Source organism: Xenorhabdus sp. IM139775 (assembly GCF_028598745.1).
Taxonomy (GTDB): Bacteria; Pseudomonadota; Gammaproteobacteria; order Enterobacterales; family Enterobacteriaceae; genus Xenorhabdus.
Window position 1 is genome coordinate 1 of the sequence record NZ_JAQRFK010000077.1, and the last position, 13,438, is coordinate 13,438.

At 46.7% G+C, this 13,438-nt stretch carries 11 protein-coding genes and 2 pseudogenes; 8 read left to right on the forward strand and 5 right to left on the reverse strand.

From position 1 onward, the window contains the following. Positions 1-155: pseudogene (locus PSI17_RS14065) on the forward strand (transposase); the annotation flags it as partial. 479 nt (positions 156-634) lie between these two features. On the opposite strand, the gene PSI17_RS14070 reads toward PSI17_RS14065, so the two are convergent. The 5 genes from PSI17_RS14070 to PSI17_RS14090 form a co-directional block, all read right to left on the reverse strand. Further along, positions 635-2,044 (reverse strand): hypothetical protein, encoded by a 1,410-nt coding sequence (locus PSI17_RS14070; protein ID WP_273552571.1) that lies wholly within the window; start codon positions 2,042-2,044, stop codon positions 635-637. A gap of 348 nt (positions 2,045-2,392) precedes the next feature. Continuing rightward, complete coding sequence (locus PSI17_RS14075) at positions 2,393-2,890, reverse strand: GNAT family N-acetyltransferase (RefSeq protein ID WP_273552572.1); 498 nt, start codon at positions 2,888-2,890, stop codon at positions 2,393-2,395. Next, positions 2,880-3,164: a type II toxin-antitoxin system TacA family antitoxin gene (locus PSI17_RS14080; RefSeq protein ID WP_273552573.1), complete on the reverse strand. Its 285-nt coding sequence runs from the start codon at positions 3,162-3,164 to the stop codon at positions 2,880-2,882. Before PSI17_RS14080 ends, PSI17_RS14075 begins: the two co-directional genes overlap by 11 nt. Before the next feature lie 173 nt (positions 3,165-3,337). Continuing rightward, positions 3,338-4,585 (reverse strand): VWA domain-containing protein, encoded by a 1,248-nt coding sequence (locus tag PSI17_RS14085; RefSeq protein WP_273552574.1) that lies wholly within the window; start codon positions 4,583-4,585, stop codon positions 3,338-3,340. Between the two features lie 189 nt (positions 4,586-4,774). Further along, the gene (locus tag PSI17_RS14090) at positions 4,775-5,818 is read right to left on the reverse strand and encodes an AraC family transcriptional regulator (protein WP_273552575.1); all 1,044 of its coding nucleotides are present in this window, start codon (positions 5,816-5,818) and stop codon (positions 4,775-4,777) included. 169 nt (positions 5,819-5,987) lie between these two features. Here PSI17_RS14090 and PSI17_RS14095 point away from each other — a divergent pair, with 169 nt between their 5' ends. The 7 genes and pseudogenes from PSI17_RS14095 to PSI17_RS14120 all read left to right on the forward strand — a co-directional run bounded on the left by PSI17_RS14095 (position 5,988) and on the right by PSI17_RS14120 (position 13,426). After that, complete coding sequence (locus PSI17_RS14095; protein WP_273552576.1) at positions 5,988-6,173, forward strand: hypothetical protein; 186 nt, start codon at positions 5,988-5,990, stop codon at positions 6,171-6,173. 10 nt (positions 6,174-6,183) lie between these two features. Next, the gene (locus PSI17_RS14100) at positions 6,184-6,522 is read left to right on the forward strand and encodes a hypothetical protein (RefSeq protein WP_273552577.1); all 339 of its coding nucleotides are present in this window, start codon (positions 6,184-6,186) and stop codon (positions 6,520-6,522) included. Between the two features lie 209 nt (positions 6,523-6,731). Continuing rightward, positions 6,732-8,228 (forward strand): DUF3375 domain-containing protein, encoded by a 1,497-nt coding sequence (locus PSI17_RS14105; RefSeq protein WP_273552578.1) that lies wholly within the window; start codon positions 6,732-6,734, stop codon positions 8,226-8,228. Positions 8,229-8,233: 5 nt separating this feature from the next. Beyond that, entirely contained in the window at positions 8,234-8,995 is a 762-nt protein-coding gene (locus PSI17_RS14110; RefSeq protein WP_273552579.1) for a DUF4194 domain-containing protein, read from the forward strand. 17 nt (positions 8,996-9,012) lie between these two features. Further along, positions 9,013-9,195 (forward strand): annotated as a pseudogene (locus PSI17_RS17335) (ATP-binding protein); the annotation flags it as partial. 1,686 nt (positions 9,196-10,881) lie between these two features. After that, positions 10,882-12,294, forward strand: coding sequence for an SbcC/MukB-like Walker B domain-containing protein (locus PSI17_RS17340; RefSeq protein WP_443256032.1), 1,413 nt, complete (start codon positions 10,882-10,884; stop codon positions 12,292-12,294). Beyond that, positions 12,281-13,426 (forward strand): Wadjet anti-phage system protein JetD domain-containing protein, encoded by a 1,146-nt coding sequence (locus PSI17_RS14120; RefSeq protein ID WP_337927218.1) that lies wholly within the window; start codon positions 12,281-12,283, stop codon positions 13,424-13,426. The genes PSI17_RS17340 and PSI17_RS14120 overlap by 14 nt, the downstream gene beginning before the upstream one ends. Positions 13,427-13,438: the final 12 nt, after the last annotated feature.

The following is a 13,438-nucleotide window of genomic DNA, read 5'->3' on the forward strand; positions in this document are numbered from 1 at the left end:
TGGCTTTACCGTGGGAAAACAGTATAAGGCTATTAATTACAGTATGTGCCACTAGTTATCACCCTGCCATGATGCTCAAGCTCTACATTTACGGTTATTTAAATCGAATTCAATCATCGCGGCGGTTGGAGAAGGAATGCAACCGCAATGTCGAGAATCTGAGTTAAGCGATAAAGTCGCTTAATTTCACCAAAATCTGCCCCCAACGTTCAAGGCACGATGCATTTAAATGACTTCATATTATAAGTCACCAATCTTCATCAGAACATTGTGAATGTGATGAGCGCTATTCGGATGCTAAAATGCAACCCAACTTGATATTTGTTCGATGAAATCACGGTTTTTACACAGTCTGTGCCAGAAGCGGACGTTACAAGCACCACGGCGAGTTAATAAATCAGGGCGGGATTCTACTTTGTACAAAAATCAATCATTGTGTGAATGTTGATAATTTTACACATTCAATACTATTTTATTGATAGATTTTAGTATCTGAATTGTATGTTTATTAATCTCAAAAAGAGCAATTTACACCCACAATAACCATATAAAAAATGTGAAATCCCGCCCTGGTTAATAAATGGGGAGCAGGTCAATCCCTGCAATATATACATGTGGATCTTGCTATGCCGCTTTATAAGGATTCAGCTTTCTTCCTAATTTCATTTTCTTCCTTTCTGAAGTGCTCCGGAGCCTCTGCCCGGAAAACGCCACATTTCACCAGTTCCTGAGCATCACTGTTCCTCCCAAGAAATGACATACCAATGCAACGCACCAGAACATCATTCCAGTAAAATTCCTCGGCAGGATCTGGAATTGAGGCTGACATTTTTATGTTACGACCACTATAGATTTTCATCACTGACAAGCTGAATGGGATCTGGGATTTATTGAGCTTGTACTCGGAGCGCTCTTTCAGGATTCCACTAAGACGATTCGCCTGCTCAAACATGCTATGGGGGACTGGTTGATCATTTATCTGTCGGGCGGATGTTAACGCGATGGCTTTCATCGACTCCATCCCGGGAAGGATAAAATCATTCAGAATGTAATAAAACTGCAATTGCTGATTTACAGCATCCTCTGCTGTTGTTCTCATTTCTTTGAAAACATCTTTGTTCTGTTGTTTTTCAGGTAAGCACATTACCTTCAGGCTACGAATGATATTGTTTTCAAAAAATCTAGTCATTTCCACGGCAATTAATCCCTGCCAGTGATCCTCACGTAAAACTTCAATCATTCTTCTCATGTTGTCATATGCCCTAGCATCAATGCTCAGGCTTGCTTTTTGAACAAATTTATCAATAGAGTCAAGTTGCTTTGCAATGGGGATAGTACAGAATTGTTTGAGCTCAAATGAGGATGAAAGTATATTGGCATTCATCATCTCATCACAATGCTTATATATCTTGATGAGCTTATCATTTAGTGCCACGAATTCTTCAGTATCTTTAGATGTTGCTTTTTGTTGTGCTGACGTTTCACTGTAGTAATTCACATATCTATAGACACCCAGAATACTTAAAGTAATAAGCAAGCATCCTGTGGCAATCAGTGTACTGTATTGCTTTATGGAGAATCTTTTAAAAAATCCACTATAAAATGCATGTTGGATAGAATCATGTTCGCGGATAATATTCTCAAGCGTTTGCCAGCCAAGTACATGTACGGTGAAGCTGTCTGTTTCACTGTGAGAACAACTAAGTTCAAAGGCTCTTTGTTCGAGATTTTTATCGTCCGGTCCCGTTGTGAGAATATAAAACTCGTCAATTTTATGCGGGAATTTTTCTGTACTTTTTACAGCGTTGGTGATGTCTTCTGGAGATAGAAGACTGCCGTATCTCTGGTTTCGCCCTTTACACTGGACTGCAATAAATGTGCCGTTATGCTTACAGTATAGATCCACTCCATCCTGACGCTGCCCACTTCTACCGTACTGACGGAAACGTTTTTGGAAGATTGCGCTCATGATTGCAACACTTAAACGTTCAAAATGCTGCCAGTCTGCTGGGGGAGGGTAGTTTACTGTGTTTGGTGTCGTCATTGTATGTCTCAGAAGATTCGAAAATATACTTTAAATACTTACATCATTTTCATAGTATTACTGCTTGAAGATATCATATCTACTTGTTAATTATTAAATTTATATTAATAGTAAAGTGTATTGTTTCAGCACTGTGAACAGTTGTGTTTGATCTGATAAGCATGATCGATTCGTTATACATGTTGAATGTCCAACACGCCAATGCCTCGTGATCAGTGAAGGACATTATCGAGTACTTTAAGCATTATTTGGGATCAGATGTCTTGCTACATGTGTCAAGCGATGTTCGCTCTTCGCTCTTAACCGACTGACAAATTTATTCGTGCCCTACCACAGGATACCGTCAGGTTAAGTCGCAACTAATACATCTGTTGCAACAGCCAGCGGCATAAATAGTTTGTTCTTTGTCTGAGGAAATTCCTGAAACCCCATATTCATATAAAATTTTTTGGCGCTATTCTTAGTATCAACAATAATCATCGGAGTGGGGATTAATTCTGATGACTCGATAGATTTTCGGATCGCATCAATTAACAGACTTTCTCCCAATCCCTGACGCTGAAATGCTTTGCTAACGGCCAGTCGGCCAATCAGTGCGCAATGTAATGCCGACGGGTATTTTTTTGATATTTTTTCTGGTAGCTGATCCAGTTCTACCGTGCAGAGTGCCAGCGAATAATAACCCCATATTTGAGATTCATTTTTACCGGTCAGGACAAATGTTCTCGACAGATTCTTCTTATCATGCTGCCCCGACACCGCTTTCAGATAATTATTTAGCGCAGGTTCACCACAATCAAAATGGTTTCTATTGTGTTTGTTTTTATCGAGACGCTCAATCTTCATTGCTTATCGTTTCTCTATGTCGACGAGCAGCACGCAGGAAGCGTTCGTTTGCCTCAATGGGTTTTTCCAGCGCATGAACAAACGCCAGTGCATCGTCCCGACACAATTTAATGCGCATATCTTGTTCAATCAATCGTTTAGCTTCTGTTACAGCCGCATTTGTAATAAAACTATTCAGACTGGTATAGCCTGATAATGAGAGTGCCATTTCGAGCAATTCTTTGGTCTCAGAACTGACTCGTGTGGTGATGCGTTCATTTGCTAATGTGGACATAACCCTGACTCCTACCGCATTGAGGTTGTGAGTTAAATACGACATTGGTTAATTTATCATCAAATTTAATCAGGGTCAATAAATGCGTCAAAATGACGTCATACCAGTAAATTAAGCTGTCAATTATCGCGCCCCTTATTTGGGGCGCTGACAGTGATTTATTATGACAAGAATCACGATAAGATACGTTCGGCAGTAGCGGCATCGAGCCAGTCTTTAAACTCGGTCAATAACAAATCGTACAGGACATCTTCTTTTATCGTGGCAAAATTATCGATGGCGAAAAAATGGGTATTATCCAGACGACGATCGGTGAAGTTATCGAGATTTTCGAGTATGCCATAATTTGATCCCCCCAAGCCGACAAACTTCCAGAAAATAGGGTAATTGGCTGAACGCCGGATAGCATCTTTAATTTGACGGGTCTTGCTGATCCCTCCGTCGGTAATAAATACGATATAAACAGGGAGATCACTGTCTTTAAAAAAGTTGATAATGTCTTCCATGACTGGCGGTTCATTGTTTACTGCACCGAGGCCAGGGAGAATTTCCCATCGGGAGAGTTTTGTGGCGGTCTGGATGGCATGGATATAGCCATCCAGGTTATCAAGGCTGACATCCTGATATTTCTTGTGTTTCTCGGCAAAGCCCCAGACATCCATTGCGCCGTCATCGTCAAATTGCACGGCCAGTACCGCAATACGATCCAGAACAGACTGAACATTGCCCTTTTTGAATTGGCTTTTCATCGATCCGGAGGCATCAAGCACAAAGGCGACCCGTGCCTTGATGGATTGCAGTTTATGCTTACTCAGGCTGATAGTTGCATTCTTGGCAAGGTTGATGAGGCGTGGCGCTTTACCCTGTAGTTTTTTCTCAAGGCTGATAGTTGGGATCGGAGATGGGTTTGCCGGCGCGGGTTGTTCCACATCGACACCAAAATTGACCGCCAGAGGCTCCAATCCCCCATTAAACCCTTGCCCAAGTGCACGAAGTTTCCAGTTGCCGGAATGCCGGTAAATTTCCGCAACAATCATGGCCTTTTCAGTTCGGTTCGCTGTTGCAACGGTGAAAGTCGCAATATTTGGGGCTTCAAATTTCAGTTGCTGGAGGCCGGCAACTGAATCCGAACCATCGATGACCAGCGTGATAGCAATTTTGCTCACATTGGCCTCTATTTTGCTGAGATCCAACGTGATAACGCTGTGTTGGTGAAACGTCTCTAAAACCAGACTGTTATCGGCAGCAGCGGGATTATTGTAAAAGTAGAAATCCCCATCTCCCCTGACTTTCCCACTGGCATTTAACAGGAAAGCGGAGGCATCAATTTCACTGTGAAAAGAGGGAGTTGTTGGGTAAGAGAGCGTGAGCCGAAGAGAAGTTGTAGATAAAACGATATTCTGCCCTGCTTGAAGATGCATGGATGATGTCCTTATTGAGTGAGTAATGAATATCCCTGATGGATGTTCTTTGCCAGATGTCATTTTAATCGAAGGATTATCCGCTTATTGACATTAATAAACTTTTAAATAAGCCTCAAAACGCGCAATGACTCTTGAATGTAATCGTCAATAGGGTATTTACCGCGCCTGTTTGGTTGGGCGTTATTTTCACCCACGTTTCAAACTTTCACTCGGTGTCTCACCATAACGGGCTTTATATTCTGCGCTAAAGCGCCCCATATGGGCGAATCCCCACCGCAGGGCGACACCTGTGACGCTGGGGGTTTCTCCTGCCAGTAGTTCGGTGCGGACATGTTCCATGCGCAGGTCACGTAAATATTGCATCGGGCTGATATGCAGAAACTCTTTGAAACCCGAGTAGAGGCTGCGCAGGCTGACGCCTGCGATTTGGGCAAGCTGCTCTACGGTGATGGGTTCGTGGGCATGAGCCTGCAAATACTCCTGCACTCGCCGGACATGTCGCGGGCGGATGGAACAGCGGCGGTTGGCGGGTATTTCACTGTAATTATGCTGATGCGTAGACAACAGGGTAACGGAAATCAATTGCTCTATCTGGTTGGTAATCAGTTTGTGTTGCAGGATATCGGGGACTTGGGTGGTACATTCCAGCAGATAAGGCATTAAACAACGCCAAGCCTGACAATGCTGCCATTCAAATCCCAGTTCAAATACCAGCGGTTGTTCCAGAGGATGCCCCAATTGGCCGACAAGGGTTCGCTCCAGCAGGGAACGGGAGATCCTGACCATAAACTGATCGTTATCCGCATTCCAGCGCATAAACGTGTGCTGGTCGGGACTCAGTACAGAAGCCATATTGGGAGTAGAATCAAGGCACTGGTCACCGCTTTCAATGCTGGCACCGCCTGACAGCGGCATCTGGACGAGAAAGAACGAACTCAGTTCCCCTGGGGTGATTTCGACGCTGGCACTGTAACGCAGCCGGCTCATGGAAATATCCCCCAGCGGAATATAGTGCATTCTGGCATCCAGCTTTTGATTGTTGCCCACGATATTAAGTTGATGGGGCTGCATGACCCGCCCGACCATCGATTTCACTTCATCAAAATCGTTGGATGAAAAAAGCATATGCTCTGAGGAATTGAGATGAGTCGTAATTTTTGTTAGCGCATATTTGGGGTCTGAACATCTCGATTCTGATTCAGAATAGTAGCGAGACCACGAATTGCCCATAGTGAGATACCTCTAGCCAGTAACATCATGGTTATTAGGATATCCCGCTAATAAAGTGATCATTCCCTGTGTGGATTATTCGGGATACTCTTTAGATTCTTTAATTGGTCTAATCCTTATTCCTAATTATCTGTTAACAGTATCCACAGATTGTTTAAATGAAATATATATGATTATGAATATATTTATGGTGGGTATGGGATCAATGTTTAAACAGGCGGCATTAATGAAACTCGAGCAGGCACGTAGTCTGGAATTAGGAAAAGACATCACAGCAGAGGAGGCGGATAAACTTTTTTCTCAATACAGTAGAAGGGAAGCTACATCTGAGGGATTTTTTCATCAAAATCAATGATAGCAAAGAGTTGAGCGAATACCCGGATGAACCGAGGGTCTACTTTGGAAAAGCGTGGCTTAACCGCAAAAATGATTACTATCTCGTTCGCTTCGATAGCAAGATGCAGGCTGGTAAAATAAAATGTAAACCAACGTTTTTCATACCAGCACGTCTTATTGATCGTTCTGACTACCGCCGCACCTCTCGGGAAAAACTGGATGAGATCGCAATGGCGACGCCTGCAAAACCTTTGTATCTTTTCATTTTCAGTGAATTGCCTCCTGTTAAGAGTAATATAGGTGATTATATTAATTTCAAGTTAGATGATTTAACTTATTTGTATTATTTACCATGGGGTGGAAAATAAATTGTCCCGCATTTGGACTAACTTGCAGAATGTGAGCTGAAATATTTTCAGTGGATCGGCAATGTTTTGATTATTTATAGTGATTCGGTCGATTATTCCGTGGTTAGAGTTACAATATTATTGTTAATTAAAATCACTGATAAAACAATATTACACTGAATAATCTCTACTTACTCATCTTACCCAACATTGATAAAAGCCCTACGATTATGGAAGAAAGTATCAAACAACGTACAGAGAGTTATATTTCAGCAAGAAATCAACATCCTGCTTGGTTACTGCTTGCCACCCGACGCGCCCCGCTCGTCTTGAGCTGTCTGAAAACCTTGTTTGAGGAATCAAACGATGGTATTCCTCTTGAAGAGGCGATTGTGCAGCTTACTAACATCCTCATGGATCACATCAATCAAGAACAATATGAAATTAATCAGGATAATCTTCCTCTTCAGGCAAGCCGTGAACTACGGGAATGGATTAAACGCCGTTTAATTGTCGAGCGTGATGGGCGTCTATTTGCAACCGATGCGCTTGAGATTTCCATCACGTTTGTTGAGACGCTTGATAACCGGTTCATGACTTCAACCGCTTCCCGCTTATCCACGGTACAAAGAGAAATCGAAAACCTGGAAACCCATCTCAATCCTAATCCGGCAAACCGGATTTCTGTGTTACGCCGCCGAATAGCCGATCTTGAACGCGAGTTGCAAGAGGCAGAAGCAGGACACATTGAGGTACTGGAACCACATCAGGCCATTGAACATATTCGCGAAGTCTTCAATCTGGCCACCAGTCTGAGAGCCGATTTTCGGCGGGTTGAAGATTCCTGGCGTGAAGCCGACCGTGTTCTCCGGCAATCGATTATTGGCGAGCAATATCATCGGGGGGAAATCGTTGATCGTCTGCTCAACGATCAGGAGGCGCTGCTCAATACTCCCGAAGGGAGGGTGTTTGACAGTTTTCAACAACAACTTCGCCAGTCTGCTGAACTGACCGCAATGAGTGAACGATTGCGTGTGATCCTTAGCCACCCTGCTGCTTCTGATGCGTTGAGCCGCATACAGCGCCATGAGCTGCGCTGGCTGGTAAAACGGCTGGTCGATGAGTCGCAGACGGTACTTCAGGCGCGGGCTCGCAGCGAACGCGATGTTCGGGGATTTATGAAAACCGGCCTCGCAGCGGAGCATCATCGCGTCGGGCATTTGCTTAATGAATTCTTTAATCTGGCATTAAACCTTGACTGGCAGCGTCAGGCAGTACGTAAAAAGGAAGTGCCGCTTCCTGCGGTTGGCGTAGCTGTAGGGGGGATCCCTATTATTGAGCGCCTTCGTTTCAAAGAGGTCGATGATGAAGCGGAGCAAACCCTTGATCTGAGTCACCATGCTGCCGATCTGGCACAAATCGGTGATGATTTCTGGGATGCGTTTAATGGGTTGGATCGAGAAGCGTTGCTCCGTCAGACATTACAGGTACTCGCGAAGGAGAATAGGCCCGTCAGTCTTGCTGAACTGGCGATATTGCTGCCGCCTGTTCACGATCTCGAAACGTTTGCCTTCTGGATTGGCATGGCAAAAGAAGCGGGTATCGACGTGAGAGATGATCAACGTGAATATGTTGAACTTCGTGATGATGAAGATCACCTCTGGCGCTTCGATCTTCCCACCACAGGGCTGGAAAGCAAGGCACTGAAAGATATTGACTGGGAGTGACAAGCATGGCGGGAATTTTTGACCGACTGATCAATCAGCATAATGCAGCGGGTTCTGACAGTGATTCAGCTCAGCAAAGCAACGACTTAGTCGAACATGATTTAGTCGAACATGTAGAAGAAAACATCACTGGCAGCGAAACACGAACCCAGAAAAAAATACGGGAGGCCGCTCAAGAACTGCTTAAATTTGGCCTATTGGAAGAGGCCAATAAACCCAACCTGTACCGCGCTGTGCTGACCCATCCTGAAGAAGTTAGCCGAATTTTGGAACCGCTGGATCTGGACATTGGTATCGATGAGATCCGCGGTGTGCTGTATGTCAAAGTCAGGCTTGATGATGCACAGGAACAGGATGAATGGTCGCACCCACTCGTGCGGCGGCAGCGGCTCAATCTGGAACAATCGTTGTTAGTCGCCATTTTGCGCCAGCATTTTATCGCTTGGGAACAAGAGAGCGGAACCGGCGCTAATCAGGCGCAGATAGCCATAGACGACCTGCTGCCACAATTACAGCTTTACCTTGGCGATCCGGGCAGCGAATCAAAAGAACGAACCCGGTTGATTAATCTGTTGGATCAATTGAAAGGCCACGGGTTAGTGACATCGCCGGATGCCCATGAACGGATCACGATTCGACCCGTCATTGCCCATCTCGCTGATCCGGTAAATCTTCAAGCATTATTGGTTTGGTTGCGGGAGCAGGTCGCACATCGGATACCCCCGGATGACACATCCAAAAACGATAACAGTGAGGAGGAAGCATGAATCAAGAGATACACCTGATGGGAGATGACTCTTTTATTCTCACCCGTATCGAGCTGTTTAACTGGGGTGGCTTTCAGGGACTGCATCAGGCAACCATCAATCAGGCAGGCACGGCAGTGATTGGCTCGACCGGAAGCGGTAAAACCACGCTGGTAGACGCGCTGATGACACTGCTTTGCGCTAATCCCCGCTACAATCTGGCTTCAACGGGTGGGCATGAAAGCGACCGGGATTTGATCTCTTACGTACGGGGAGTCTCCGGCCCCGGTGACGGGGGAGAGGGACAATCACATATCGCCAGACCGGGAAAAACCGTGACGGGGATTGCTGCAACACTGGAGCGCAAAGGGCAAATGGTACGTCTGGGAGCGCTGCTGTGGTTTGACACCACCAGTTCCAGCGTGACGGATATGAAAAGGCTCTGGTTATTCAGCGATAGCCCAGAGCAGACGCTTGAACACTGGCTGAATGTCTATCATGACGGCGGAATGCGATTGCTAAAGAAAATGGAAAAAGAGACGACCGGGATCTGGGCATGGCCGAATAAAAAACAATACCTGGCGCGCCTGAGAGACTATTTCGACGTAGGCGAAAACGCCTTTACCTTGCTAAACCGTGCCGCAGGATTAAAGCAGCTAAACAGTATTGATGAAATTTTCCGCGAGCTGGTGCTTGACGACCACTCTGCTTTTGAACGAGCGGCAGAAGTCGCCAACAGTTTTGATGACCTGACCGAGATACATCAGGAGTTGGAAACCGCTCGCAAGCAACAAGGATCCTTACAACCTATCGCCCTTAGCTGGGAAAAACACCAAGATAGGCAAAGGCAGCTTGCTGACAAACGGGTGTTGGAATCGCTGTTACCTGCCTGGTTTGCGGAGCAGGCAAGCCATCTCTGGCAACAAGAAGTCAGCCGCCTTGAAACCACGCTTGATGAGACTAAAGTCAGCGAAGCGCATCTGCGGGCGCAGCTTGAATCGCAGAAAAAGGTCGTTACCGACTGCCTACAGCGTTATCTACAGGTTGGCGGCACAAATATTGATGAGTTGAACAACCGTATCGACGACTGGCAAAACACCCTCAATCAACGAGAAACACTGGCACACCAGTACCGGCAACTGACCCATAATCTCGGACTTCCCTCCGCATTGACTCAATCGCAGCTGGAGGCGAACCAGCATGAAGCCGAAGTCATGCGAGAGCAGCTCACCCACGAGATCAAGCTAAAACAAGATGAGGCGTATCAAAAAGGGGCACTCAGGCACAACGTGTCCGAGCAACTTCGTCAATTAGAGGCGGAAAGCGCCGAGATTGCGCTGCGGCCGGACTCCAACCTCCCAGCTCATTATCAGGCGTTTCGCAGTGAGCTGGCAAAGGCTCTGGACATTGATGAGGCGGAGCTTCCTTTCGTGGCAGAACTGGTTCAGGTTAAGCCGGAAGAAGCTTCATGGCGTGGTGCCATTGAACGCGCTATCGGTAGCCACCGGCTGCGCATCCTTGTCTCACCGGAATCCGCGCCGGCAGCGTTAAACTGGGTAAACCAGCGCCATAATCGCCTGCATGTGCGATTGATGGAAGTCAAATTGCCGCACTCTCCCGTCAGTTTTTTTGATGATGGTTTCACCCGCAAACTGTTGTGGAAGGATCATCCCTGGAGAGAAGCCGTAAAAGGGCTACTGGCGGGTATTGATCGCCACTGTGTTGACAGCCCTGAACAGCTACGCGCGATCCCCCATGCCATGACCGCTCAGGGACTCATGTCCGGCAAGCAACGTTTTTACGACAAACAGGATCAGAAACGCCTTGATGAAGACTGGCTGACAGGGTTTGATAACCGGGACCGAATGGCCTTTCTGGCGAAAGAAATTGTCAGGCTTCAGGAACAGATGACCGTCGCCACTCAAGAGCTTGAGTTGGTAAAAGGCGAGGTAAACCAGCTTCAGCTCCGGGACGCTTTATTTCAACGAATTCAGCAACTGGACTTTAATAATATCGATGTTCCGGGCGCAATAAAGCAGCTAGAGGAATTAAAGGAACGGCTGGAGAACTTAATCCATCCGGATTCTGATGCCAGCGTCGCCAACATGTTGCTAAACGAGGCGCGACAGATTGAGGAGGGTATTGAAAAGCAGCTTCAGGAGGCCAATAAAGAGCTCGGTGGGCTGGAAAAAAGCCTCGACAGGGCTTTGGGAGCAGAGCGACAGGCTCAACGCGTTGCACAACAGGGTATGACGGACGAAGAGCGGCAACTAAGCGGCTTACATTTCCCTACGGTAGCAATGGAACAACTGTCTGATATTTATGATCTTGAACGCCAGCATGCGGGCAAACTCCAGCGTGAAATCGAAGGGCTTAAGGGAAAACAGCACGACCTGAATATCAAGTTGACCAAGTTCATGTCTGGTGCCAAAAACGTGGATACCGGGGCACTTGCCGAAGTTGGTACCGAGCTGGACGATATCCCGGCTTATTTGCAGCGTTTACAGGAACTGACCGAAGAAGCCCTGCCTGAAAAACTCCAGCGCTTTCTGGACTACCTGAACCGCTCGTCCGATGATGGCGTCACGCAATTGCTCAGCCATATTGATCAGGCTGTGTTAATGATCGAAGAGCGTTTGAGCGAGCTAAACGCCACGATGTTCAGGGTTGATTTTCAGCCGGATCGCTATTTGCGGCTGGTCACAAAAAAGGTGATCCATGAAAGCCTGCGCACACTTGAAAAAACACGGCGTCAGTTAAATGCCGCACGGCTTATTGATGATAACGGCGAGAGCCATTATAAGGCCTTACAATCGCTGGTTGCGTTGCTTCGGGATGCCTGCGAAAGGAATCGAACGCTGGGAGCAAAGGCGTTGCTGGACCCGCGTTTTCGTCTGGAATTCGCTGTGTCGGTGATGGATCGTCATACGGGTAATGTGATTGAGTCCCGCACGGGTTCACAAGGCGGTAGCGGTGGGGAAAAGGAGATTATTGCCTCTTACGTACTGACCGCCTCGCTCAGTTATGCGCTTTGCCCCAAGGGCAGCAGCCATCCGCTTTTTGGCACCATTATTCTTGATGAAGCTTTCTCCCGTAGTTCCCATGCGGTTGCAGGCAGGATCATTGCCGCACTCAAGGAGTTTGGTCTGCACGCGGTATTTATCACGCCTAACAAAGAGATGCGACTATTGCGCCACCATACTCGCTCGGCTATCGTCGTCCACCGACGCGGCCAGAATTCAAATATGGTCTCCCTGAGTTGGGAAGAGCTTGAAAATCACTACCAACGGCGAACGCAAGAGCAGCATGAACTCACCTGACGACATCGCAAAAAAACTTGCCCGCCAATGGGATAGCGCAAAGCGCCGGGCGGAACGCTTACTCCCTCCGGGTAACTGGCCATTGCGGCTGCCCATTGGTAAACCCACCCCAAGGGAATTTACTGAACATGCCCGGCAAGTTTTGGAACATGTTAAGGCATGGAGGAGTGTGCAGACCGGACGAGTCGAGTGGGAATTAGTGAATTATCGGGCGAGTAGTGAGCCGGTATCCATGCCAGTGTGCTGGGTTCTGGCCGGGCCTTCAGAGTGGATTGATGCTGCCGCAGATCGGGGGGTCAGCTGCGAGTTCAGGTTGCTTGAGGAAATTATCGAACAAGTCGATGCGGTTTTTCATCCACTCTTGATCAAAAGCCGTTCACTCTGGCAACATCGAAATCCTCAAGAGGTTATTACGGCCGCTGGGCTGGCCAACCGTTTAACGCCCGGCTGTGCAAACGGACTGCCATTGAGATTATTGTCCGGACTGGGAGTGGATACAAAATTTATAGAAAACAATACCTCATTACTGACCCGGCTTTTGGACGAACGTTTTGAGGGCGAAGCCAGTAAACAAGGATTAACCACTTTTCTGGATGCGCTTGATAAAAATAACCATTGGGTACTCGTCATACCGCTATCATCAGGATTATTGCCCTTCAAAAAAAGTAAGGTCACCACGGTAGAACTGGCTGACGTTAAACTGCCTGCTTCACGCTTGCTCGTTGTTGAAAATGAACAATGCCAGCATCAGTTACCGGCCTTGCCTGACACCATCGCCATCTTGGGTGCCGGCCTTGATTTGCAATGGTTATCTAATCCTGATCTGGAAGGAAAATCCGTTGCCTACTGGGGAGATATGGATACTTGGGGGCTTCTGATGCTGGCAAGAGCCAGAAAACATCACCCAACGCTTTCTGCATTGTTAATGCATCGTGAATTGTTTGATGAACATGCCAGTGATAAGGCTGTTCCCGAACCGGTAAAAGCGCAGGATACTATTCCTGATGGTTTACTGAACGAAGAAGCCGATTTTTATCATTATTTGGCTGATCGACAACGTGGGCGCCTTGAACAAGAATTCCTCCCGATAGATGTAGTCATCTCAGTGTTGACTCGTTGGGGAATGGATTAATTTTATCTTTTA